Annotated in this window: 22 protein-coding genes and 1 tRNA gene; 8 read left to right on the top strand and 15 right to left on the bottom strand. The window is 53.3% G+C overall.

All coding sequences use genetic code 11. The features are described 5' to 3' along the window. Window positions 1–7: 7 nt before the first annotated feature. The 3 genes from hmsP to OGY83_RS14035 all read right to left on the bottom strand — a co-directional run bounded on the left by hmsP (window position 8) and on the right by OGY83_RS14035 (window position 2,655). Window positions 8–2,014, bottom strand: a complete 2,007-nt coding sequence (hmsP, locus tag OGY83_RS14045; protein WP_191228031.1) for a biofilm formation regulator HmsP — start codon at window positions 2,012–2,014, stop codon at window positions 8–10. Between the two features lie 226 nt (window positions 2,015–2,240). After that, complete coding sequence (locus tag OGY83_RS14040; protein WP_016154898.1) at window positions 2,241–2,348, bottom strand: type I toxin-antitoxin system toxin Ldr family protein; 108 nt, start codon at window positions 2,346–2,348, stop codon at window positions 2,241–2,243. A gap of 85 nt (window positions 2,349–2,433) precedes the next feature. Beyond that, complete coding sequence (locus OGY83_RS14035) at window positions 2,434–2,655, bottom strand: hypothetical protein (protein WP_172313156.1); 222 nt, start codon at window positions 2,653–2,655, stop codon at window positions 2,434–2,436. A gap of 118 nt (window positions 2,656–2,773) precedes the next feature. Between OGY83_RS14035 and megL the strand changes: the two genes are divergently transcribed. Together megL and OGY83_RS14025 are read left to right on the top strand one after the other, a co-directional pair. Next, the gene (gene megL / locus OGY83_RS14030; protein WP_008786414.1) at window positions 2,774–3,970 is read left to right on the top strand and encodes a methionine gamma-lyase; all 1,197 of its coding nucleotides are present in this window, start codon (window positions 2,774–2,776) and stop codon (window positions 3,968–3,970) included. Between the two features lie 117 nt (window positions 3,971–4,087). Further along, window positions 4,088–5,386 (top strand): SLC5/6 family protein, encoded by a 1,299-nt coding sequence (locus tag OGY83_RS14025; RefSeq protein WP_191228030.1) that lies wholly within the window; start codon window positions 4,088–4,090, stop codon window positions 5,384–5,386. 35 nt (window positions 5,387–5,421) lie between these two features. Here OGY83_RS14025 and OGY83_RS14020 read toward each other — a convergent pair whose 3' ends face one another. The 11 genes from OGY83_RS14020 to OGY83_RS13970 form a co-directional block, all read right to left on the bottom strand. Beyond that, on the bottom strand, window positions 5,422–6,624 hold the full coding sequence (locus tag OGY83_RS14020) for a sigma-54 interaction domain-containing protein (RefSeq protein WP_079938202.1): 1,203 nt from the start codon (window positions 6,622–6,624) through the stop codon (window positions 5,422–5,424). 176 nt (window positions 6,625–6,800) lie between these two features. After that, complete coding sequence (dppF, locus tag OGY83_RS14015) at window positions 6,801–7,805, bottom strand: dipeptide ABC transporter ATP-binding subunit DppF (protein WP_003827418.1); 1,005 nt, start codon at window positions 7,803–7,805, stop codon at window positions 6,801–6,803. Beyond that, window positions 7,802–8,785, bottom strand: a complete 984-nt coding sequence (gene dppD, locus OGY83_RS14010) for a dipeptide ABC transporter ATP-binding protein (protein WP_003024317.1) — start codon at window positions 8,783–8,785, stop codon at window positions 7,802–7,804. The genes dppF and dppD overlap by 4 nt, the downstream gene beginning before the upstream one ends. A 10-nt stretch (window positions 8,786–8,795) precedes the next feature. Further along, a complete protein-coding gene (gene dppC / locus OGY83_RS14005; RefSeq protein WP_286636103.1) occupies window positions 8,796–9,698 on the bottom strand; it encodes a dipeptide ABC transporter permease DppC in 903 nt (300 codons plus the stop codon). A gap of 9 nt (window positions 9,699–9,707) precedes the next feature. Beyond that, on the bottom strand, window positions 9,708–10,727 hold the full coding sequence (gene dppB, locus OGY83_RS14000) for a dipeptide ABC transporter permease DppB (RefSeq protein WP_003837733.1): 1,020 nt from the start codon (window positions 10,725–10,727) through the stop codon (window positions 9,708–9,710). Between the two features lie 166 nt (window positions 10,728–10,893). Further along, the gene (dppA, locus tag OGY83_RS13995) at window positions 10,894–12,501 is read right to left on the bottom strand and encodes a dipeptide ABC transporter periplasmic-binding protein DppA (protein ID WP_079938203.1); all 1,608 of its coding nucleotides are present in this window, start codon (window positions 12,499–12,501) and stop codon (window positions 10,894–10,896) included. After that, window positions 12,416–12,652: a hypothetical protein gene (locus OGY83_RS13990; protein WP_162604169.1), complete on the bottom strand. Its 237-nt coding sequence runs from the start codon at window positions 12,650–12,652 to the stop codon at window positions 12,416–12,418. Before OGY83_RS13990 ends, dppA begins: the two co-directional genes overlap by 86 nt. A 601-nt stretch (window positions 12,653–13,253) precedes the next feature. Next, window positions 13,254–13,330, bottom strand: a tRNA-Pro gene (locus tag OGY83_RS13985). A 91-nt stretch (window positions 13,331–13,421) separates the two neighbouring features. Next, window positions 13,422–15,116: a kdo(2)-lipid A phosphoethanolamine 7''-transferase gene (gene eptB / locus OGY83_RS13980; RefSeq protein WP_079938204.1), complete on the bottom strand. Its 1,695-nt coding sequence runs from the start codon at window positions 15,114–15,116 to the stop codon at window positions 13,422–13,424. Window positions 15,117–15,326: 210 nt separating this feature from the next. Beyond that, window positions 15,327–16,529, bottom strand: coding sequence for an L-lactate MFS transporter (locus OGY83_RS13975; protein ID WP_003024301.1), 1,203 nt, complete (start codon window positions 16,527–16,529; stop codon window positions 15,327–15,329). A gap of 251 nt (window positions 16,530–16,780) precedes the next feature. Continuing rightward, complete coding sequence (locus OGY83_RS13970; RefSeq protein WP_191213743.1) at window positions 16,781–17,482, bottom strand: autotransporter outer membrane beta-barrel domain-containing protein; 702 nt, start codon at window positions 17,480–17,482, stop codon at window positions 16,781–16,783. Between the two features lie 159 nt (window positions 17,483–17,641). On the opposite strand from OGY83_RS13970, the gene tag reads away from it, so the two are divergent. Both tag and OGY83_RS13960 read left to right on the top strand, forming a co-directional pair. Beyond that, the gene (gene tag, locus OGY83_RS13965) at window positions 17,642–18,211 is read left to right on the top strand and encodes a DNA-3-methyladenine glycosylase I (RefSeq protein ID WP_003846107.1); all 570 of its coding nucleotides are present in this window, start codon (window positions 17,642–17,644) and stop codon (window positions 18,209–18,211) included. Continuing rightward, window positions 18,201–18,641: an N-acetyltransferase gene (locus OGY83_RS13960; RefSeq protein WP_286636100.1), complete on the top strand. Its 441-nt coding sequence runs from the start codon at window positions 18,201–18,203 to the stop codon at window positions 18,639–18,641. The genes tag and OGY83_RS13960 overlap by 11 nt, the downstream gene beginning before the upstream one ends. Here the strand turns inward: OGY83_RS13960 and OGY83_RS13955 are convergent. Next, the gene (locus OGY83_RS13955; protein WP_286636099.1) at window positions 18,610–20,943 is read right to left on the bottom strand and encodes a molybdopterin guanine dinucleotide-containing S/N-oxide reductase; all 2,334 of its coding nucleotides are present in this window, start codon (window positions 20,941–20,943) and stop codon (window positions 18,610–18,612) included. The genes OGY83_RS13960 and OGY83_RS13955 overlap by 32 nt on opposite strands. 159 nt (window positions 20,944–21,102) lie before the next feature. Between OGY83_RS13955 and OGY83_RS13950 the strand changes: the two genes are divergently transcribed. The 4 genes from OGY83_RS13950 (at window position 21,103) to OGY83_RS13935 (ending at window position 24,677) form a co-directional block, all read left to right on the top strand. Continuing rightward, the gene (locus OGY83_RS13950) at window positions 21,103–21,765 is read left to right on the top strand and encodes an OmpA family lipoprotein (protein ID WP_048215332.1); all 663 of its coding nucleotides are present in this window, start codon (window positions 21,103–21,105) and stop codon (window positions 21,763–21,765) included. Window positions 21,766–21,869: 104 nt separating this feature from the next. Further along, on the top strand, window positions 21,870–22,886 hold the full coding sequence (locus OGY83_RS13945; RefSeq protein WP_286636097.1) for a LacI family DNA-binding transcriptional regulator: 1,017 nt from the start codon (window positions 21,870–21,872) through the stop codon (window positions 22,884–22,886). Window positions 22,887–22,985: 99 nt separating this feature from the next. Beyond that, window positions 22,986–23,735, top strand: a complete 750-nt coding sequence (locus OGY83_RS13940; RefSeq protein ID WP_286636096.1) for a sugar phosphate isomerase/epimerase family protein — start codon at window positions 22,986–22,988, stop codon at window positions 23,733–23,735. 3 nt (window positions 23,736–23,738) lie between these two features. After that, window positions 23,739–24,677 (top strand): sugar kinase, encoded by a 939-nt coding sequence (locus OGY83_RS13935; protein WP_286636095.1) that lies wholly within the window; start codon window positions 23,739–23,741, stop codon window positions 24,675–24,677. The last annotated feature ends 42 nt before the right edge of the window (window positions 24,678–24,719 follow it).

Genomic DNA, 24,719 nt, shown 5'->3' with positions numbered 1-24,719 from the left:
ACCTTTTTTAACTTTTGTAATCAGCACTTTCCGGCGCCAGATAACGTTCTTCGAAGATATTTGCCGGAACCGGTCGGGCAAACAGGAACCCTTGTGCCACTTCCACCCCGGCCTGTGATAGCCATTCACGCTGCGCTTCGGTTTCGACACCTTCGGCGATCATCTGCAAATTGAGGCTGTGGGCCAACTGAATGATGGCGGAGATCATGCTGCAATCTTCAGGTACCCCGTCGACAAACATCTTATCGATTTTGAGAACATCCACCGGTAGCGACTTCATGTGCTGCAACTGTCGCAAGCCCGCATACCCCATGCCAAAGTCATCCAGTGCGATACGTACTCCCGCATTACGCAATGGGCGCAAAATGGCCACCGCGGCGTGGGGATCATCAATATGTCGACTTTCAGTCACTTCCAGGATCAACGTACCAGGCTTGATACGATAGCGGTTTAACAACTCCAGCAGGTCCGAGACCATGCTCGGGTGCATCAGCTGTAGCGCAGACAAATTCACCGATAGCGGCAGCATCAGACCACGTTCCTGCCACGCTGACAGCTGGCGGCACGTCTCTTCCAGCACCCAGTAACCAACTGTCACCATCAGACCGCAGGACTCAATCCTGTCGATTAACCCTTCGGGCAGCTCCCAGCTTCCGTCCGGCTGCTGCATTCGCAATAATGCTTCAGCGCTCAATACCTTACCGCTGGACACCTCCACCTGCGGCTGCATCCAGAGCGCAAACTGATGGTTATCCAGCGCGCTGAGAATATCGTTCTCTTCCGTCAAACGCTGCTGTGCCTCTTCCATCTGCAACGGATCAAAGAACTGAATCTGATTTTTACCCTTATGGCGCGAGGTTAACACGGCCGAGAGGGCGCGGCGATATAGCTGTTCTGCAGTCAAATCGCCATAGAACATTGCCACCCCAATGTTGCAGGTGGGACGCAGTTGAATACCCTGAATAGGTAATCGCTCGTTAATGATAGTGAGTACTTGCTGACCTAGCGTAATAGCATGCCAGGGTTCTTTTACACCATGGGCGATGATGGCAAAGTCATAGCCACTCACCTGGGAAAGCACCATCCTGGGGGCCAATACCGACTTGAGTTTTTCGACCAGCGTAAGCAGCAGGATTTCCCGCTGGGTTTCGGTTAACACACCCGCGGTGTCACGTAGGGTTTCGCAGGTGACAATCATCAGCGCCGTCGTCTGCTGGCGGGTAACAACCTGCTCCAGCAGCCCCATCAAAAACGACTTATTGGGCAGTTCGGAAACCGGGAAACGCATTGCAAAGTCGCTTTGCTCTTCGCTATGTCGCTGAATCAACTGTTGATTAAGATTGTAGCTACGCACCAGCATACCAATCTCATCATCCTGATGTAGACGCGGCAATGCCAGTTGATAACCAATCAGATCCTGCTGTTGAATGTCGTTCAGCTCACGGGCAATTTTACGTAAGGGGTGCACAATCAAGCGGTTAATGCACCAGGAGATGGCGACGGTCAGTATTAACGACAAAAGTAAGTAAATGGTCACTAACGTCGAGAGCGTACTCATCACGAATTTGTACATGCGGTACGAATCAGCCTGCAGCACCAGATACGCCAGCGGCTGCGGGTTAGCGGAACGCTCAAGAGAATAGATCGGCAGCGAAATTTGAACCGGAAGCTCAAACAGGCGGGTCACCGTAACTGGAACCGGGCGTTCAGGTATAAAGCTCATCCGCAGCGCCTGAAACTGATTGGGCAGCACCACATCGGCGCGACTTACCACGCCTGCTGGCCGAATACTTCTTAAAATAGCTTCCGCTTCGGGAATATCCCCTTTCAGGATAGTGTCCGACAGAGGCTCACGGACGGAGCGGGCGATACTTTCCAGTTGCGTAGCCGTGTTATAGCGGTTTTGCTGAACCAAATGGAACAACAAAACGGTGCAAAAAATAAAAACGAACACCATAACAACGGCCGCAACCATTGCCATCTGCTTAATTGTTAACGAGCGACTGACACGCAAACTGACTCTCCACGGATAGACGAAACTGCCGTCAGAGTATACCCGATCGTAGCGGTATTAAGAGAGGCGGTATCTGAAAACTTCCCAGCGTGCATTATCGCGACAGGATAGGCACCTGGCGACGAGATTTATCTGCATTTAAGCCGAAAAAGGCCGCAAGGTTGCCCCCTGCGGCCTGGTTCGGGCGCATGTTGCCATCACGGCAGGCAGACGCCCACAAGGCGCATTACTTCCTGTTACGCAGCCAGCTCACAATCAGGCTGGCAATAATGCCAGCGATGATTGGAGCCGCTAAATCGTGCCAGAAGGCCACGCCTAACTGTGCGAGCGTCATATAGCCGCCTGTGTTGCAATGGCAACTGTTCACGGCTATCCTTGAGTTGTTCAGGTTCAAGTCAGCCCCCGTTTTGTTGCCAGGTTTATACCGAACAACGTGCGGGGGTTTTCTCTTTCCAGCAACCGATGCCGCCGGGGATCAAGCCCCCGCAACATTGCGCCTCACCGGGAATTCCCGGCTTGCCGCTGATTCTACGGTAGCCCACTTGCCATTTCACTGCGCAATATTGCGCTCTGCGTAGCGCCTCGCATTTCACCCGTTTTCTCACCAGCACGCTGGAAAGATTCTTGCCAGTTGGCAACATTCCTGCCAGCCATTAATTCAGTTTAAAAAATAACACATTGATATCTATCACTTAATTTTCTGGCACAGTGATTGCTATTTGACTGTGAGCTGTTCTGTTCCGAATTAAAGGAGATATCATGTCTGACTGTCGTACTTACGGATTCAACACCCAGATCGTTCACGCGGGGCAACAACCCGACCCTTCAACTGGCGCGCTCAGTACGCCTATTTTCCAGACTTCAACGTTTGTTTTTGACAGCGCCGAACAAGGTGCCGCCCGCTTTGCGCTCGAAGAGTCCGGGTACATTTACACCCGTTTGGGTAACCCCACCACCGATGCGCTGGAGAAAAAGCTGGCGGTACTGGAACGAGGTGAAGCCGGACTGGCAACCGCGTCCGGTATTTCTGCTATCACCACAACACTGTTGACGCTGTGTCAGCAGGGTGACCACATCGTTTCCGCCAGCGCGATTTACGGTTGTACCCACGCGTTTTTGTCGCACAGCATGCCGAAGTTTGGGATAAACGTCAGCTTTGTCGACGCGGCAAAACCTGAAGAAATCCGCGCCGCCATGCGTCCGGAAACCAAAGTTGTGTATATCGAAACACCCGCTAACCCGACGCTGTCGCTGGTCGACATTGAAACCGTGGCCGGTATCGCTCATCAGCAAGGCGCATTGCTGGTAGTGGATAACACCTTTATGTCGCCGTACTGTCAGCAGCCTTTGCAACTGGGCGCGGATATTGTGGTGCACAGCGTCACCAAATATATCAACGGTCACGGGGATGTGATTGGCGGCATCATTGTTGGTAAGCAGGAGTTTATCGACCAGGCGCGGTTTGTAGGCCTGAAAGATATCACCGGCGGCTGCATGAGTCCTTTCAATGCGTGGTTGACGCTGCGCGGCGTTAAAACGCTGGGCATTCGTATGGAACGCCACTGTGAAAACGCGTTGAAAATCGCCCGCTTCCTCGAAGGGCATCCGTCCATTACTCGGGTGTATTATCCTGGCCTGACTTCGCATCCGCAGTATGAGCTGGGCCAGCGGCAAATGAGCCTGCCAGGTGGAATTATCAGCTTCGAAATCGCCGGCGGCCTCGAGGCTGGCAGACGGATGATCAATTCTGTAGAATTGTGCCTCCTCGCGGTCAGTCTCGGTGATACCGAAACCCTCATTCAGCACCCAGCGTCTATGACACATTCGCCCGTTGCGCCAGAGGAACGGCTTAAAGCAGGTATTACCGACGGGCTTATCCGTCTTTCTGTGGGTCTTGAAGATCCAGAAGATATTATTAACGACCTTGAACACGCCATCAGAAAGGCAACATTCTGACCCATATGGCCTGAACCGACGCCGTTCGGTTCAGGTTGTTGAGAATCAAGGCACAACAGTCTGGCAATACACGCAATCCTCTTTCGGGGAGAACGTGTATTTTGGGCAGGGGGTTCTATGCAGGACAACACATTACAATTAAGCAACAATACAGCAACCGCCGTACCATTCTCAAAAAAAATACCGTTTACGAAATACGATTTTGGCTGGGTATTACTGTGCATCGGCATGGCCATTGGCGCCGGAACGGTACTGATGCCGGTACAAATTGGCTTAACAGGCATTTGGGTATTTATCGTCGCCTTTATTATTGCTTATCCTGCAACTTATATTGTGCAGGATATTTATTTAAAAACATTATCAGAAAGCGAAACCTGCAATGACTACACGGATATTATAAGTCATTATCTGGGAAAAAACTGGGGCGTATTTCTTGGCGTCATCTATTTTCTGATGATTATTCACGGCATATTTATCTATTCATTATCCGTGGTTTTTGACAGCGCCTCATATATCAAAACTTTCGGCCTGACCGAGGCCGATCTTTCACAATCGATAATCTACAAAGTGGCCATTTTTGCCGTGCTGGTCGCCATTGCTTCCGGGGGAGAAAAGCTGCTGTTCAAAATCTCCGGCCCGATGGTGGTGGTCAAAGTGGGTATCATCATCGTATTTGGTTTTGCAATGGTTCCGCACTGGAACTTCGCTAATATCAGCGCCTTCCCTGAAGCATCGGTCTTCTTTCGTGATGTATTGCTAACCATCCCGTTCTGCTTCTTCTCAGCGGTGTTTATTCAGGTGTTGAACCCTATGAACATCGCCTACCGCAAACGGGTGGCGGACCGGGTGCTGGCTACGCGTATGGCAATCCGTACGCATCGCATCAGTTACATTACTCTGATTGCTGTCATTCTGTTTTTCTCCTTCTCTTTTACCTTTTCCATTAGCCATGAAGAGGCCGTTTCGGCTTTCGAACAAAATATTTCCGCACTGGCACTGGCGGCTCAGGTCATTCCTGGGCAGATTATTCATATCACCTCAACAGTATTAAATATCTTCGCCGTATTAACCGCGTTCTTTGGTATTTATCTGGGATTCCACGAGGCGATCAAAGGTATTATTCTCAACGTCCTGGGCCGCGTCATTGACGTTGAGAAAATTAATCCGCTAGTACTCACGCTGGGTATTTGCACCTTTATTGTTATCACCCTGGTCATTTGGGTGTCATTTCGCGTATCGGTACTGGTGTTCTTCCAGTTAGGTAGTCCGCTATACGGAATTGTGTCGTGTATTATTCCGTTCTTCCTGATCTATAAAGTCACGCAACTGGAAAAACTACGCGGGCTGAAAACCTGGTTGATCCTGCTGTACGGAATTCTGCTGTGCCTGTCGCCCTTATTGAAGCTGATTGAATAACCCACGTATATCGCGCCGTCAGACGCTGGCGGCGCTTAACTCACACTCTCCAGCTGATAGCCGCGAATTTTATTCAGCACCGTGGTGTGCGACACGCCCAGCGCTTTGGCGATATGCCGTGACGACACATTATCTTCCACCATCTGTTCAATGAGCTGGCGTTCAGCACACAGAACCTGCTCTTTAAAAGGACGTTCTGTCGGGCCCCGCTCAACGGCAGGCAAATTCACCATCCCTAATTCTTCCCGCGTAATGACATCGGATTCCGCCATCAGCATCAGGCGAATAATGGTATTTTCCAGTTCGCGCACGTTTCCCGGCCAGGTGTGATGGTGCAGGGCATCAAAACAGGCTTTATCCAGAATGATCCGCCGCTGAAATTCCTTCGCGTATTTCTGCACAAAGTGGCGAATCAGCAGGCTGATATCCTGTGGGCGCTCTCGCAATGGCGGAATAGTGAGTGAAAGCACGTTGATGCGATAATAAAGATCGGCGCGCAGCAGACGCTGTTCCACCATCTCTTCCAGATTGGCATTAGTTGCCACAATAATGCGCACATTGACCGGAATAATTTGCGCCCCACCAACACGACGGATCCCGCCATCCTGAAGCACGCGCAGGAGTTTAGCCTGTAGGCTCAGCGACATTTCGCCAAACTCATCGAGAAAAAGGGTTCCTTTATCGGCCATTTCAAACAGCCCTTTTTTGCCTTTACAATCCGCGCCGCTGAAAGCCCCTTTCTCATAGCCAAAGAATTCACTCTCCATTAGCGACTCAGGTAGCGCAGAGCAGTTGACCGGAATAAACGGATAAAAACGTCGCTGCCCGGAATTATGGATAGCCCGGGCCAGCAGCTCTTTACCGGTCCCCGTATCGCCACGGATCAGAACGGTATATTTGCTGTCGGCAATTTTTATCGCCTTTTCGATAAGCGCGTGCATGCTCTGGCTGCTGCAAATAATGTCAGAGAAATAGCGCGGGCGTTCCAGCTCCGGCGTTGACAGCTCGCTTATCTCCTCACAGAGGTAAGCAACATTAATAATATCGGCGCGCTGGCTTAAACAGGATTGCACACAGGAAATATCCTGTAGCTGGCGGCACCAGGATTTAATCAGGATCCGCCCAGGCGTGACTTTCATGGAGATGATATTGATATCACAGCAGGAAAATTCCTTCAGGACATCCTCCACCATCGACAGACGATCAATTGTTTTAATATCCCAGCGTATCGTGACCACATTTGCTCCAGGTAGTTAGCAACTGCGAAATAGATATTTCTGTGACTAGAGGAAATCTGACTACATTCTAGACACTGTGGAATAATGTTCTGCCAAAGGACTCACATTGTGGACGTAAAGAGAAAATATAAAAAAACCGGAGCACAAGGCTCCGGTTATCGGGTCATAACCCAGGTTTATTGCTGTGGGTTCTCATCCTGGTCAACGGCAAAACAAGCCACCAGTTGACCGCCGTAATCTTTCAGCTGTGGCTGAAGCTGGGTACACGGACCAAAGCGACGACGGCAGCGGGCGTTAAACGCACAGCCCGGCGGCGGATTCAGTGGGCTTGGCAGTTCACCGGTCAGCTTGATACGCTCACGGCGATCGTCCGGATTCAGGCGCGGCGTCGCGGAGAGCAGCGCTTGCGTGTACGGATGACGCGGATTATTAAAGATTTGATCCTTCGTCCCTTTCTCCACGCAGCGGCCTAAATACATCACCATTACTTCATCGGCAATGTGCTCTACCACCGACAGGTCGTGCGAGATAAAGACGTATGACAGCCCCAGTTCCTGCTGCAAGTCCATCATCAGGTTCAGCACCTGCGCACGCACCGAAACGTCCAGCGCTGATACCGGCTCATCGGCAATCACCACGTCCGGGTCAAGCATCAGACCGCGAGCGATGGCAATACGCTGACGCTGACCGCCAGAGAACATATGTGGGTAGCGGTCGTAGTGCTCGGTTTTCAGCCCCACTTTCGCCATCATCGCCAACGCTTTTTCACGACGCTCTTCTTTGCTGAGCGTGGAGTTGATCAGCAGCGGCTCTTCCAGAATTTGTCCGACTTTCTTACGCGGATTCAGGGAACCGTACGGGTTCTGGAACACAATCTGGATTTTCTGCCGACGCAGCTTTTGCGCCTGCGGGTCGTGCTTAAGCAGGTCCTGCCCCTGGTAATACAGCTCACCGCCGGTCGGGACTTCAATCATTGTCAGCAGGCGGCCAAGGGTGGATTTCCCACAGCCTGACTCGCCTACCACTGCCAGCGTTTTACCGCGCTCTAAGGTAAAGGAGACACCGTCCAGCGCTTTCACCAGACGCTCCGGGGCGAACATGCCCTTTTTCACCGGGTAGTGTTTCTTCAGATCAATAGCCTGCAACAGCGGCTGTGGCAAAGCGGCCTTTTGCGTACTCATAGCCCAGGCCTCCCGGCATCATCAAGTGGGTAGTGGCATTTCGACTGACGACCGCCTTCCAGCAGGTTCAGTTCAGGTTCTTCAGCGCGGCATTTGTCGGTCGCATAGGGGCAGCGTGGGTTCAGCAAACAACCGCTCGGGCGGTCATATTTACCGGGAACCACGCCCGGCAGTGAGGCCAGACGCGCTTTGTCCTGAGCAAACTCCGGCAGCGCGCGCAGCAGCGCCTGGGTGTAAGGATGACGCGGCGCGCGGAAGATATCCTGCGCGGCCCCGGTTTCCACTACCTGACCGGCGTACATCACGATGATTTTGTGTGCCGCTTCAGCCACCAGCGCCAGATCGTGCGTGATTAAGACCAGCGCCATGTTCTCTTTTTGCTGCAATTCCAGCAGTAGCTCGATGATCTGCGCCTGAATAGTCACATCCAGCGCCGTTGTCGGTTCGTCGGCAATCAGCAGTTTCGGACGACAGGCAATCGCCATCGCAATCATCACGCGCTGGCTCATCCCACCGGACAACTGGTGCGGATAGACATCCAGACGCGAGGCCGGATCGGGGATCCCCACCAGCGTCAGCAGGTCAATTGCCCGCTGAATACGCGTTTTTTTGTTGCCGCCCTGGTGCACCTTGATGGCTTCCATAATCTGGTAGCCGACGGTATAGCAGGGATTAAGGCTGGTCATCGGGTCCTGGAAGATCATCGCCACTTCCGCGCCCACTAACTGGCGACGCTCTTTCTCAGAAATGCGCTTCAGGTCACGACCATTAAACTCCAGATTTTCGGCCATAACGCGGCCTGGGTAGTCAATCAGTCCCATAATCGCCAGCGAGCTGACGGACTTACCAGAGCCGGACTCTCCTACAATGCCAACCACTTCACCCTGATTCACACTGTAGCTAATGCGGTCTACGGCGCGGAATTCGGAACCTACGTCGCCGAAATGCACCGATAATTTATCTACATTTAATAACGCCATCTCGAACCTCTTACTGCTTCAGTTTGGGATCGAGCGCGTCACGCAGACCGTCACCCATCAGGTTAAATGCCAGCACCGTCAACAGGATCGCCAGCCCCGGGAAGGTCACGACCCACCAGGCGCTTTGGGCAAACTGCAGAACGTCAGAGAGCATGGTGCCCCATTCCGGCGTAGGCGGCTGTGCGCCCATCCCCAGGAAGCCGAGGGCAGCCATATCGAGAATGGCGTTAGAGAAACCAAGCGACGCCTGAACAATCAGCGGCGCAAGACAGTTAGGAAGAATGTTGACGAACATCTGACGCATCGCACCGGCTCCCGCCACGCGAGATGCGGTGACGTAGTCGCGGTTAACCTCCACCAGCACGGCGGCACGCGTCAGACGGACATAGTGCGGCAATGCCACGAACGTCAGCGCCAGCGCGGCGTTGCCAATCGAGGGGCCAAATACCGCCACCAGCACCAGCGCCAGCAACAGGCTCGGCAATGCCAGCATGATATCGACCACACGCATGATGACGTTATCAACAACTCCGCCAAAGTAACCGGCGATCAGCCCAAGAACCACGCCCATCAGCAGGGAGAGTACGACTACCAGACAGCCGACCAACAGCGACAGACGCGCACCGTACATCAGGCGGGACAACACGTCGCGGCCCACATCATCAGTACCAAACAGATGCGCCATGGTACCGCCTTCCTGCCACGCAGGAGGAGCCAGCAGCGTATCGCGGAACTGGTCTGCCGGGTTGTAGGGGGCAAGGACGTTGGCAAAGACCGCAATCAGGATCATCACCACCACGTACAGCAGCCCAACAACCGCACCTTTGTTGCGTTTAAAATAGTGCCAAAACTCCTGCAGCGGAGTCATCGGCACCGGTGCAGCAATAACTTTATTTTCAGTAACCTGTGACATGATGGCCCCTTACTTCTTATGCCGAATACGCGGGTTCACCACGCCGTACAGCAGGTCTACCAGCAGGTTGACGAGGATAATCATCGTCGCGACCAGCAGCACCCCGCCCTGCACCACCGGATAATCGCGGCGTTGCAGCGCATCGATCAGCCAGCGCCCCAGTCCCGGCCACGAGAAGATGGTCTCGGTCAGGATCGCCCCAGCCAGCAACGTACCAACCTGCAGGCCGATAACGGTGACTACAGGCAGCATCGCGTTACGCAGAGCGTGAATGATGATGACGCGCATACGGGTCAGGCCCTTTGCGCGCGCGGTACGGATGTAATCTTCACCCAGCACTTCCAGCATCGATGAACGGGTCATACGCACAATGACCGCCAGAGGAATGGTACCCAGCACCATCGCAGGCAGGACCATATGCGCCAACGCATCGATAAAGTTGCCCTCTTCACCCCAGATGGCGGTGTCTATCAACATAAAACCGGTTAGCGGATTGGAATCATCAAGGAAAACCATGTCGCTCACCCGCCCGGAAACTGGCGTCAGGTTCCACTGCACGGAAACCAGCATGATCAGCATCATGCCCCACCAGAAAATCGGCATGGAATAACCGGTCAGCGCCAGGCCAACGGCGGTATGATCGAAAATGGAGCCGCGCTTAACGGCAGCAAGTACACCCACCGGGATACCCACTGCGACGGCGAAAATCATCGCGCAGACGCCGAGTTCCAGCGTTGCTTTGAAGCGAGGTACGAACTCTTCCCACACCGGTAAGCGGCTTTTCAGTGAAATGCCTAAATCACCATGCATAACCCCCCAGATATAGTGGAGGTACTGCTGCCACATCGGCTTATCCAGACCGAGTTCAGCCAGCAGTTGAGCATGACGCTCAGGGGAGATCCCACGTTCACCCGCCATGATCATAACCGGATCGCCGGGGATCATATGGACGAAGGCAAAGGTGAGAAGAGTGATACCGATAAACGTGGGGATGACGAGTCCCAAACGTCGGAGAATGAACTGCAACATAACCCGGATTCTCTCTAATGACGCACGGCCTGGAACCGTGTGTCTGTATTGCTCACAAATCTTATCCCACGCAAACTGCATCGCGGGTAAAGCATTACGCCGGAGGGCGCTGCGCTTATCCGGTCTACACAATACCGGGGCGCAGCGCTTCCTTAATTGCTTTTAATTATTCGACAGAGACGTTTTCGAAGTGGTGTTTACCTAATGGATCAACCACATAGCCTTTCACTTCTTTACGCACTGGTTCGTACACGGTGGAGTGAGCAACAATCAGAGCCGGAGCCTGGTCGTGCATAACAACCTGCGCTTGCTTGTACAGTTCAATACGTTTGTTGTGATCGTCGGTCGCACGCGCCGGCTGGATCAGGTCTTCAAACGGCTTGTAGCACCAGCGAGAGTAGTTGGAACCGTCTTTCGCTGCCGCACAGCTGAACAGGGTAGCGAAGAAGTTGTCCGGATCCCCGTTGTCACCGGTCCAACCCATCATCACCGCCTGATGCTCACCCGCTTTGGCGCGCTTCAGATACTCGCCCCACTCGTAGGTCACAATCTTGGCCTGAACGCCAATTTTCGCCCAGTCAGCCTGAACCATTTCCGCCATACGGCGTGCGTTCGGGTTATACGGACGCTGTACTGGCATAGCCCACAGCTCAACGGTAAAGCCTTTGTCCTGACCGGCTTCCTTCAGTAGCGCTTTGGCCTTCTCAGGATCGTAGGTGTAGTCTTTAATATCATCGTTATAGCCCCACATGGTCGGTGGGATCAGGTTTTTCGCGGCCACGCCAGCGCCCTGATAAACCGCCTTAATGATGGCTTCTTTGTTCACCGCGTAGGTCAGCGCCTGGCGGACTTTCACGTCATCAAACGGTTTCTTCTCGGTGTTGAAAGAGAGGTAGCCAACGTTCAGACCCGCCTGCTCCATCAGGTTGATGTTTTTATCCTGCTTCATGCGCGCGATGTCTGCCGGGTTCGGGTACGGCATCACCTGGCACTCGTTCTTCTGCAGTTTGGCGTAACGCACGGAAGCGTCAGGCGTAATGGAGAAGACCAGACGGTCGATCTGCGGCTTGGTGCCCCAGTAACCTTCGAATGCTTTATACAGAATACGGGAGTCTTTCTGGTACTGCTGCAGCTGGAACGGACCGGTCCCGATTGGGTTCAGATCCACTTTCTCCGGAGAACCGGCTTTCAGCATGTTGTCAGCATATTCTTTGGAAAGAATAGAAGCGAAGTCCATCGCCAGGTCAGCCAGGAACGGTGCTTCCGGGCGAGTCAGCACGAACTGAACGGTTTTATCGTCCACTTTTTTCACTTCGGAGATCAGATCCGGCAGACCCATCCCTTCGAAGTATTCATAGCTGCCGCCGGACACTTTGTGGTACGGGTTCTGGGCATTTTTCTGACGATCGAAAGAGAACACCACGTCATCGGCGTTAAAATCGCGCGTCGGTTTAAATTCTTTGTTGTCCTGCCACTTCACGCCCTGACGCAGGTGGAAGGTGTAGGTTTTGCCGTCTTCGCTGATTTCCCACTTCTCAGCAAGGCCCGGGATCACTTCAGTCGTACCGGTTTTGAACTCGACCAGGCGGTTATAGATCGGTACGGAGCTGGCATCATAGGTAGTGCCAGAGGTGAAAAGCTGCGGGTTAAAGCCTTCAGGAGATCCTTCTGAACAATAAACCAGAGTTTTAGCCTGTACGCTTGCTGCGACGGTCATAGCCACCAGGCTCAGACCAAGCTTCAGCATCCCTGACTTCTTCAAGGAAATACTCATTCTTCTGCTCCAAATGTGATGTTTGTTGTTTTACCCTTTGCAGTGGGTTTGCACCGCCTGGCCTTTTTTGTTTTTTACCCGGCCGGGTCGGCGTTAAGAGGATGGGGATTCCGTTCACATAAGCGACTGAGTTGCAGTGCGGATTCTCCATGAAATGCCCCTCATACCCTACAATCTGTCAACAGAATGTGAAAACGTCAATACAGGTCACCGTGATTTACGCCAACGGTGAGAATTCACAAACAAAGATTAAAAAAAGTGCGGAAGGACATTTTCAGCAGGGAAATTTGTGCTACGCGTACTATGCCAGAATAAACATCTTCATATTTCGCAACATTTGGTGATTAACATTTATGCAATTTATTCAAACTTTCTAAATTAATGCTGCATATCTGAGCGATTAATACCATGAACGTTAAAGCGCACAGCGTAAAATGCCAGCTTCAGCCATAAGTAGCGCAAAAAAAGTTTCAAGCAAATATAAAAAAAGGCAATGGAATATGTCACAAAATCGTTAACAGTCAGTGGGAAGTGGTGCACAATTTTTGCAGATAAAATGAAGACCAAACGTGGGGTCAGAAAAACACAAAATACGCCCTGCCAGCGCTTCGCCTGTAGGCCGGATAAGGCGCTTGCGCCGCATCCGGCAATGTCTGTTATAGCGTAATGTTTTGCCTGATGGCGCTTCGCTTATCAGGCCTACAAAAGCCACAAACGCAAAAAGCCCGCTCAGAGAGCGGGCTTTTTTAATTTGGTCGGTGATAGAGGATTCGAACCTCCGACCCCTTCGTCCCGAACGAAGTGCGCTACCAGGCTGCGCCAATCACCGAATGCGGGGCGCATCTTACTGCTCAGCTGCGCGCCCGTCAATCCCTTAGTATCAAAATGCCATTTGATCGGCGAGAAAGTCAGCAGCTCAGTTACTGGGCTGAAGCCTTATTCGCGTCCGGGATACGGCACCAGTTGTTATTCTCGTTAATACCGCCATTTGGCGAGGTATAACCGAGGCAACCCAAAATGGTGTCGTACAGTTCCACATGACGACGCGGCACTTTCATATCAGCTTCTTGCTTCAGGTGTGCAAACGCCTTCGCATGGTCTGGGTCTTCCAGATACTTGTCAGACATCCACACCAGCATAGGAACGCGGAACTGCTCAGGCGGCGCCATTTTACGCGGCGTACCGTGCAGGTGCTCACGTTCGTTAATCGACTCACCGTGATCGGCAGCGTAGAACACAATCGCTTTCTTATCGCGCAATTGATCAAACACTTTGGTAATAAAGTGATCAACATAGGTTACCGAGTTATCGAATGAGTTGATCATCTGAGCCTTCGAGCAGCCGCTATCAACATTGACACACTCCGGCTTCCACTGTGCATATTCACGGGTATAGCGCTGGGTGTAGTTAAAATGCGAGCCCTTGGTATGCAGAATAATCAGATGCTTGCCACCATCTTCATTATTTTGCAGAGACTGCTGCATCTCGGTAATCAACAGCATATCGTCAACGTTCTTGCCGCGGTTACGCGGCTCTGCGCCAATCTGCTCACGATAGGCGATGTTCTCCGCCATGGTGTTACTGTAGAACCACATCTCGCTTTGCATCGCGTAGAGATCTGTCTTGAACCCTAACTGGCCGAGCACGGAAAAGACGTTTTGCTCTTTCAGGGTACGCTGCGGGTTTTCTTCTGCCCCACCCTCACGCACAAACATGCAACGCAGCGAAAGTTTGGTTGCCGTATCACAGGAATATCCACGGAAGGCGGCCAGATTTTTCTCCTGGGCAAGCCTTGGCGTGGTATTGCGTTCATAGCCAAAAATCCCCATATGATCCCAGCGGGTCGTTTCGCCGATTATAAAGACCACATAGGTGTCATCGAGGTTCTTGGGGGCAACATAGGTAAACTTCTTCGCCGGGTTCATCAACGATTTATTGTCTGAAGATTCATCCACCTGTGCCCAGGCGTACAGACCCAGCGCGGAAAGCCAGTTTGACGGCAAATAAGAGTTCGCCACCACGCCGCCATAGCTGGGTAAATCGATCCCCGTTTCCCGCTCAACGCTTTTCTGTTGCATGCTCAGCAGGCGAATCGGCGCCCATACCATCAGACCGGCCAGTAAAACTACCGCTACGCTACGCCATCTCATGCCGGGCGTACGGATCTGTTTCATCAGGGTATAGCGGCAGCGATTACTCCAAATCAGAACCAACGGTAAAATGCTGACCGAAACCAGCCACACGATAAAATGCCAGCCAACAACTTCTTTCGATAAATCAATATCCGTGGTCATTACGGAGGCAATAATACCGTAACCAATTACCACATTCAGGAAGGTCATGTAATAGCTGGCACCGGCAGAGCACAGTACCACTAAGGTTGTCAGGACACGCCAGGCACGCCGACCAAATAAAGAGAGAAGCCGTAGTAAAAAGAAGGTCACCAGCACAGTGCCGGCTAATTCAACAACCGCAGAGAGTCCTTTCCAGACGGTAAACTCGTGTGCATATCCGCTAAAGCGACGGAAAAATACAGCACAGTTCATAAACAAACCGATATAGATTGCCAGCAGGAAACTGAGTTTCTGCTGCGTCATCGACTTAATGTATCTCATGCAAACAAACCCTGGGAATCGGGATAAAAACACCCTGTGCAGTAGTCAAACAGACCAGGCAGGGGAAAATGCGACAACAGCAGAGGTGAAATGTCTACGGGCGCGGGTAAGTAGACCACAGGAGGGTGAAAAAGTGCTTATGGAGAATGCAAATGGCGCATATATTTTTGTAAATATATGCGCCAGATATTAATCAGACTACTAATAGGTTTAGGCGTGCGCCTCGGTATATACGCTACGCTGTGGCTGGCGGATGGTGGTGGAGAGTGCCAGCGAGATAATTAACAGCGCAAAGATAACGCAGAAGGTCACATAGAAACCGCCGAACAGCGAGGCGATGATGGAACCACAAATACTGCCGATACCGAAACCTAAGTAAATGACACCGTAGTTTTTAGCCAGGTTGTTCAAACCGAAGAACTCGCTCACCAGTGACGGGAACACTGTGATGGTACCGCCAAAGTTAAATGCTACACAGGCAATCGCCGTAAAGAAGGTCACATCATTCAGCGGAGCAAACAGCAGTGCCGCCATACCCACCAGCGAAACGACCTGCCCAATGGTGATAACGCGAATACGAGAGATTTTATCGGACAGAATCCCCAGAACCAGACGACCGGACAGGTTAGCGATAGAAATGACGGTAACCGCATTTGCCGCCGTTGCCACATCCATATGCGCCAGGCTTTGTGCGATATCTTTCGCCACGCCAATCACATACAGCCCACTCATACACGCCGTCAGGAACATAACCGCCAGCATCCAGTACTGCGGTTTACGCATGGACTGCGCCAGGGTGTAGTCATTCTCAACCACGCCATTTTTCGTTTTCACTTCCTGATTCGGCGCGTCTTTCATCAGCGTGGAACCAAAGACGATCATGACCAGCACAATCGCGCCCCAGATCATGAAGGTTTTTTCCAGACCCACGGTGCTCAACAGTTGGCTGTCGATGAATTTAAAACCGAGGCTGCCAAGACCGTAAGAACCGATAGCGAAGGCAGAAATCAGCCCTTTACGCTCCGGGAACCATTTTACGCAGTTGGAAAGTGTTAACAGGTAGCCTGCGCCATCCGCCAGACCGACTAACACACCGGCGCTCAGCCACAGCATAATCAGGCTGTCAGAGTGGGCTGTTAAGAAGAAGCCCACACCGAGTAAAATACCGGAGGCCATGGTGACGCGTTTCACGCCAAAACGTTCCTGCAGTTTCCCGGCTACGGAAGAAGAAATCGCCAGCCCGAGGCTCAACAGGCCAAAGGAAAAGGCAACCTGACTCACCGGCGCATCAAGCTTAGAAGAGAGCGCACCGTTAAACAGGCTCCAGGTATAAACAGAACCTAAGGCAAATTGGGTAATGATGGTGCCGATCAGTGTCAGCCAGCGGGTACGCTGATAATCAGAAGTTTTCATGGCAGTCTTCCTGCATAAACAAAATGGGAAATTCTCTGCCAACAACCATACCGAAGCGCTTTTATGACCAGGGGAAAACGGCATGAAATGCCGCCAGGACGGAATGAAATGCCTGGAATGCGGAATGAATGACGAGACAAAAAGTTGGGCTACTGAATTTTATCGCATGAGTTAGTACACGCTATCGCTGGAGTGCGTGTGATTGTTGATCTCAACATGTAATCAAGATGTTTATTTGATGATTGCTTACGTTAAAATTTGGCGCTCACTCCCATGGTGTACATATAGTCGCTGTTGTTGATACTGTTTTCCGCCTGCGAAAGTGCTGCGTAAGCCGCCATGTGCGGGTTCAACAGCATATCCGCACCGACGGTGACATCCACCCAGTTACCGTCCTGACCCGCTGCCGACATGCGGCTGAGACCCGACTGCGCCTTCCAGATATTTTCTCCAAACTGCTGGTTATAGCTGATTTGCGCCCACGGTCGCACATCACCGAACTGCGAATTGACTCGCCAGCCCAACGAGCTCACGCTGGCATGCCACAGCGGATCGTTCTGCGTTACCGTCGTCGCGCTATCGCCAAATTCGTTGTAAGAAGATGTGGTTGAACCGTCATAATGCAGCGCGGCAACCGGACCAGTTGTCACCTGCCTTGAAAGCGGGAAGTTCCAGCCCATACTCATGCCGCTGGTCGCATCCATAGGCGTCTCATCCGCCAGATTCACCACGGGCCCCGCCACGTTTTGAGTAGAGCGAATACGTTCTTCCAGAATGTCGTTATAACGTGGTTGGTGATCGCTGTCCCATGTATAACGTTCAGCCGTATGCCCTGACATAGCATCAACGATATATTCTTGTTGCCAGCCATATGCTGTATTGGTGGACAGCGCACAAACTACGACGCTCGCCAGAGTTAACCTTTGGCGACCACTACTGTTTCTTATAATCATCAACGCGACTCCAGAAAAGAGCCGAATTCGGCGATATTATTGTCATTGTGTGAAGGATATCGGGCCCATCAGGCCCTGTATTAAATATTGTCTTTTTAGCTGGCGCGTCAAGGCGGGCCGAATGAAATTTTTACGCCAGTAAAAACAGCGAGGAAGAATATGCAGCGTTGCGGATGGGTCAGCCAGGACCCACTTTACATTGCCTACCACGACAAGGAATGGGGCGTCCCCGAAACCGATGGTAAAAAGCTGTTCGAAATGATCTGCCTTGAGGGCCAGCAGGCCGGTTTATCGTGGATTACCGTGCTAAAGAAACGGGAAAATTATCGCCACGCTTTCCACCATTTTGACCCGGAAAAAGTGGCGGCCATGACCGAAGAGGATGTGGAAAGGCTGGTACTGGATGCCGGCATTATTCGTCATCGCGGAAAAATTCAGGCCATTATCGGCAACGCTCGCGCCTTTCTGACGATGGCGCAAAACGGAGAATCGTTTAGCGAATTCGTCTGGTCATTTGTTGATAACCAACCACAAGTGACCCGCGCTGCCAACCTGAGCGATATTCCCACCTCCACGCCTGCGTCAGACGCGCTGTCTAAAGCGTTAAAAAAACGCGGATTTAAGTTTGTCGGCACCACCATTTGTTACTCCTTTATGCAGGCATGCGGCCTGGTCAACGACCATGTCACCAGCTGCATCTGTTATCCGGGAGAACAACATGATTCGTGAATCAAAGGCTGAAGATCTACCGGCGATTCTGACGCTGTGGATGGAAAGCACAATCCATGCCCATCCGTTTATCGAAGAGCGCTACTGGCGCGAAAGTGAATCCATCGTGCGGGATGTTTATCTGCCAGCCGCGCAAACCTGGGTGTGGGAAGAAGAAGGCGAGCTTAAAGGCTTTGCCAGCGTCATTGACGACCGCTTTCTCGGCGCGCTATTTGTCGCGCCAGCCGCCATCAGAAGCGGGATCGGCAAAGCGCTGGTGCAGCATGTCCAGCAGCGCTTTTCGATACTCAGCCTGGAGGTCTACCAGAAGAATCAATCAGCGGTGAACTTCTACCATGCGCTGGGTTTTCGCATTGAAGACAGCGCATGGCAGGAAGAGACTCACCATCCCACGTGGATTATGGGCTGGCAGGCGGATCAAACGCCGTAAGCGTCAACGTGGGTCCGCTGTATTTTTCAAGCCACGCCAGCGCGGTGTTACCCGCGCAGCCATTCCCCAGCTTCGAGCTGGGGAGATCTTTGGTCAGCACGTTGACGGCGCCATTTTTACAAATACCATTCGCTGCGAGATCCAAATCAGGCCAGGCGCCTTCATGAATACAGATGACGCCGGGTTTAATACCCGCCGTCACCACCGCGCCCGCCAGAACTTGCCCACGCAGGTTCCACACCCTGACCGTATCGCCATCCGCAATGCCGCGCGCGTGGGCATCCTGCGGATGGATCGTTATCGGCTCACGATCCGCTACCGCGTACTGTTCACGTAGCGCACTGTAGTTAAGCTGACTATGCAAACGGTGCGCCGGATGGGCGGAAAGCAGCTGTAGCTGGTCCGGTTTGGCGTTACCGAACCACTCATCCGGCTCCAGCCACATCGGGTGCCCCGCACAGTCCGCGTAGCCGTAACCGGCAATCCTCGCGGAGTAGATTTCAATTTTGCCGCTGTCCGTTTTCAGCGGATGCGTCTGCGGGTCGCGGCGAAAATCCGCAAAACGGATAAACTGCGCGCTGGCAGCATTTTCCGGCATTTCGATCAGGGCGTTGCGCTGCCAAAACTCGGCGAAAGGCGGCAATGTCACCTGCTGACTGGCCCCACGTTGCCCGGCAATATTGTAAAAAGTCTCCAGCCACGCCAGTTCACTTTTACCTTCGGTGAACCGGTCATATCCGCCCTTTTCCCAGCGCTCACTCAGCTCGGCAAAAACATCAAAATCATTTCGTGCTTCGTCCTGCGGCGGCACAACCTGCTTCATCGGCACCAGGTGCTGGTTGCTGTAGTCGCCGGTCATGGTCAAATCATTACGCTCAAAAGAGGTGGTTGCTGGCAGCACAATATCGGCATGCTTTGCTGCGGCGGTCCAGAAACACTCCGAGATGACCACCAGCTCCGGTTTCTGCCAGGCGCGAATTAAACGGTTAGTGTCCTGATGATGGGTGAAGTTAGCCCCGCCCGCCCACCACAACATGCGGATGTCCGGGAAATGGCGGTCCATGCCGTTGTGCTGGTAAAAACCGCCGGGGTTCTCCAGCGCTTCGATAATTCGCGCCACCGGGATTTTATCTACCGCGTCGGTGCCGCCTTTAACGCTACCCTGCATTGAAGCCAGCACCGCAGCCCGGCGCGTTGGGTTACCGCCGTTGGCAAAATGGTACGACAGTCCAAAACCGCCGCCTGGCGTCCCGATTTGTCCGAGCATGGCGGCCAGGGTGACGATCATCCAGTGTTTCTGCTCGCCATACTGTTGGCGCTGCATCCCCCATCCTGCCATCAGCATGGTGGTGTTTTGGTGAAATATCGCCGCAAGTTCGCGTATCTTCTCCGCCGGAATGCCACAAATATCAGCCGCCCACTCTGCCGTTTTTGCAACATCGTCAGATTTACCCAGCAGATAGTCGGCAAAACGGTCATATCCGGTGGTACACCGGGCGAGAAAGTCCTCGTCATGCCAGCCGTTTTCCACCAGCGTATGCGCGATGCCCAGCATCAGCGCCACGTCGGTCCCCATATGCGGGGCAATCCATTCCATCTTATCGCCAAAGAAATCGACGCTTTCCGATCGCATCGGATCGATACAGATCAACCGTTTACCGCTGTCGCGCAATGCCTCAAAGTACGCGAGGCCCTGCTCATCGGACGCGTTCCAGGCAATCTTCAGGGTATTCAGCGGATTGGCGCTCCATAACACCACCACCTCGCTGTTCTCCAGCACCACCGGCCAGCTGGTTTGCTGCTGGTAAACTTCGTTACCGCCCACCACGTACGGCATGATCGCCTGCGCAGCCCCCGTCGAATAATCCCCCAGATGCCCGGTATAACCGCCCGCCAGCGCCATATAACGCTGTAGCAGGGTCGCCGCTTTGTGTAACACGCCGTTGGAGCGCCAGCCGTACGAACCGGCAAAAATCGAGGCCGGACCGTAGCTGTCACGGATGCGTTTATGCTGCGTATGGATAAGATTCAGCGCGTCGTCCCAACTGACGCGAACAAATTCATCCTGCCCACGTACGCCCTGTGGGTTCTCCGGCGAGGCGAGAAACCCTTTACGCACCATCGGAAAACGTACCCGAGTTTTACTGTGAACCTGGTCGCGCACCACGGTTTGCAAAGAGTTGGGATGAGCGGTGGGCAGCGCGCCACGCGAGGAGAAAACCGTCTCACCATCGGTGTCGACGAGGATTGGTCCCCAGTGGGCGGCGGTTAATACCGAGTAATGTGCGGGTGAATTAGCCAAGATGGCGCTCCTGAATGCGATGTGACGGCTTATTTATTATGCCGTTCAATGTTACTTACAAATTTAAGAGTCTTCCCTGGAATTTTCTTCATGTTCACACGTCATAATCAACCGCCACGGTCGCTGTGGCAAAGAAGAAAAAGTCATTAAGGAATTAAGATGAAGAAACGTGTATTTGTTATTGCTGCCATCGTGAGCGGCGCTCTGGCGGTTTCTGGCTGCACAACAAACCCTTACACCGGCGAACGCGAAGCGGGTAAATCCGGCATTGGCGCAGGTATTGGCTCTCTGGTCGGCGCGGGCATTGGCGCACTCTCTTCTTCGAAGAAAGATCGCGGCAAAGGCGCACTGATTGGCGCAGCGGCTGGCGCAGCCGTTGGCGGTGGTATCGGCTATTACATGGATGTGCAGGAAGCAAAACTGCGCGAAAAAATGCAGGGAACGGGCGTCAGTGTGACGCGCAGTGGCGATAACATCATTCTGAACATGCCAAACAACGTCACCTTCGACAGCAGTAGCGCCAACCTGAAACCTGCGGGTGCCAACACCCTGACCGGCGTGGCGATGGTACTGAAAGAGTACAATAAAACCGCCGTCAACGTGCTGGGCTTCACCGACAGCACCGGCAGCCAGGATCTGAATATGCGTCTGTCGCAGCAACGCGCAGACTCCGTTGCCAGCGCCTTGATCACTCAAGGGGTCGCTGCTAACCGTATCCGTACTCAGGGTATGGGCCCGGCAAATCCGATCGCCAGCAACAGCACGACGGAAGGTAAAGCGCAAAACCGTCGCGTAGAGATTACCTTAAGCCCGATCCAGTAACGTTTTGTGCCGGATGGAGGTAGACCGTATCCATCCGGCATGAAGCACTTGCCATCGTTGATTTTCGCGTTAAGGTGTTGTCACCAAATTCAGGGAAATCAGCGATGAGCAAATCAACACGGGCAACCATCAGCGATGTGGCGAAAGCCGCAAAAACCGGCAAGACCAGCATTTCACGTTATCTCAACGGTGAAAAGCACCTGCTTTCCGACGCGCTGCTGGCCCGCATTGAACAAGCCATTGCCGATCTCGACTACCGTCCCAGCCTGATGGCAAGAGGCCTGAAACACGGTCGTACCCGACTGATTGGCCTGATCATCGCCGATATTACCAATCCCTACTCTGTCAACGTGCTAAGCGGCATTGAAGCCGCCTGTCGCGATAAAGGCTTTACCCCGCTGGTGTGTAACACCAACAACGAAGTGGATCAGGAACTGCATTATCTCGACCTGCTGCGCAGCTACCAGGTCGAAGGGATTGTGGTCAACGCCGTCGGGATGCGCGAAGAGGGGCTGAATCGCCTGCAACAGTCTGCGCTGCCGATGGTGCTGATTGACCGTAAAATTCCCGATTTCGCCTGTGATATGGTCGGGCTGGATAACACCCAGGCGGCAACGGTTGCCACGGAACATCTGGTCGAGCAAGGTTTTGAAGCCATCCTGTTCCTCAGCGAACCACTCGGCATGGTGAATACTCGCCGCGAACGCCTGAGCGCTTTTCGCACAACGCTCGCGCAATACCCCGGCGTTATCGCGCAAAATGCCGAAGTTCCGCTCACGGACAATAAGCAACTGGACGACACCCTGCGACAGTTTCACCAGCAGCATCGGGGAATGCGTAAAGCCGTTATCTCTGCCAACGGAGCCCTCACATTGCAGGTTGCCCGCGCACTGAAACGCATTGGCCTTAACTGGGGGAGCGACATTGGCTTGCTCGGCTTTGACGAACTGGAATGGGCAGAGCTGGCGGGCGTAGGTATTACCACGTTGAAACAACCCACCTGGCAGATTGGTTACACCGCCGTTGAGCAGGTTGTGCGCCGGATCGATGGCGGCTCCGCTGCCGTTCAGGAACAGGTTTTCTCCGGCGAGCTGATCGTGCGCGGCTCTACCGCCCGTTAAATTACCTTCGTGATGGTGATCATAAATTCGACATCATGGGCTTTTCTTTGGAACCGGTTCCATCTAGCGTTATAACAAGAACGCTAGTCTGGAGTTTCCATGAAAAGAAAAATTATGGTGGTCACCGCCGCTTACGGCCACGACGAGGTACGGGCCGCAGGTGGGCAAACGGCAATGCTGCCCATTATCGCTGAAGCCGGTGCTGACGGCGTCGAAATCCGCCGCGAGCTATTAACCGAGGCCGAGCTGAAAACGCTGTCAACGATGGCCTCTGCGATCGAAATCTTCGGCCTGCTGGCCTGTTACTCAGCGCCTGAACCGTTGTTCCTTGAGGACGGTAACCTCAACCCCCGTCTTCCAGAACTACTTGAGGAAGCGCAGGCCTTGCAGGCGCTGTGGTTAAAAGTCTCCCTCGGCCATTTTTCCCATACCGAACAGTTCGACGTTCTACGCCAATGGCTGGACAACAGCGGAATGGAGCTGGTTGTCGAGAACGATCAGACCACCTGCGGACGCCTGCAGCCGATGCAGCGCTTTAACGAAGCCTGTCAGATGCAAAACCTTCCGATATCCTTAACCTTCGATATGGGCAACTGGCTGTGGGTGGGTGACTCCCCGGAGCAGGCGGCGCAGAACCTGGCGTCAACCGTTGGCTATATCCATGTTAAAGCCGCCGTTGCACATCGCAACAGCTACCGCGCCGTACCGCCTGATGCCGCCGAACCGCGCTGGCTGGCGCTGCTAAAAACGCTACCCAACGATGTCCCGCGCGGCATTGAGTTTCCCCTGGAAGGGCAGGATTTGGCGGCGGTTACCCGCCGCTACGTCGAGCTGTTACGCGAGGAGTAACGCATGAAAAATTCACTGGATGTGGTCACTATTGGTGAAGCGATGGCGATGTTTGTCGCCACGCAAACCGGCGAACTGGCGGATGTGGAGCAGTTTATCAAGCGCGTTGCAGGCGCGGAGCTCAACGTGGCGACCGGTCTTGCCCGTCTGGGCCTGAAGGTTGGTTGGGTGAGCCGTGTAGGCAACGACAGTTTTGGACGTTTTATCGTTAAGTCGCTGGAAAAAGAAGGGATAGATGCGCAGGGAGTCACCCGGGATGGGCGTTACGCTACCGGCTTTCAGCTTAAATCTAAGGTCGGAAATGGAACCGATCCCATAGTGGAATACTTCCGCAAAGGTTCCGCTGCCAGCCGCCTCAGCGTTGAGGATTATCACGAGGCCTATTTCGCCAGCGCGCGCCACCTGCACCTGAGCGGCGTAGCAGCAGCGCTTTCCGCCAGCTCCTATGAGCTTCTGGCGCATACCGCCCGCACCATGAAGGCCCAGGGGAAGACCATCTCGTTCGACCCGAATTTGCGCCCCGTGCTGTGGAAAAGTGAAGCCGAGATGGTGGAAAAACTGAACCGACTGGCATTCCAGGCGGACTGGGTTTTACCAGGGTTAAAAGAGGGCATGATTTTAACCGGTCAGCAAACGCCTGAAGCTATCGCCGACTTTTATCTGCGCCACGGAGTGAAGGCCGTGATCGTGAAAACCGGGGCTGATGGCGCCTGGTACAAAACCGCCAGCGGCGAACAAGGCTGTGTTGCACCGGTAAAAGTCGACAACGTGGTCGATACGGTCGGCGCAGGCGATGGCTTTGCCGTGGGCGTTATTAGCGCCCTGCTGGAAGGCCGCTCGTTGCATCAGGCGGTGACCCGCGGCAATAAAATTGGCGCACTGGCCATTCAGGTTCAGGGCGACAGCGAAGGATTACCCACACGTGAACAATTAGGGGAATAAACTCCCGGCCAACTCTGTACCCTACATACAGAGGCGGCGTAT

The organism is Citrobacter sp. Cpo090, from assembly GCF_030332665.1.
Taxonomy (GTDB): Bacteria; Pseudomonadota; Gammaproteobacteria; order Enterobacterales; family Enterobacteriaceae; genus Citrobacter; species Citrobacter portucalensis.
Note: the sequence above shows the minus strand (reverse complement) of the source record. Positions and strands in the feature narration are given on the sequence as shown.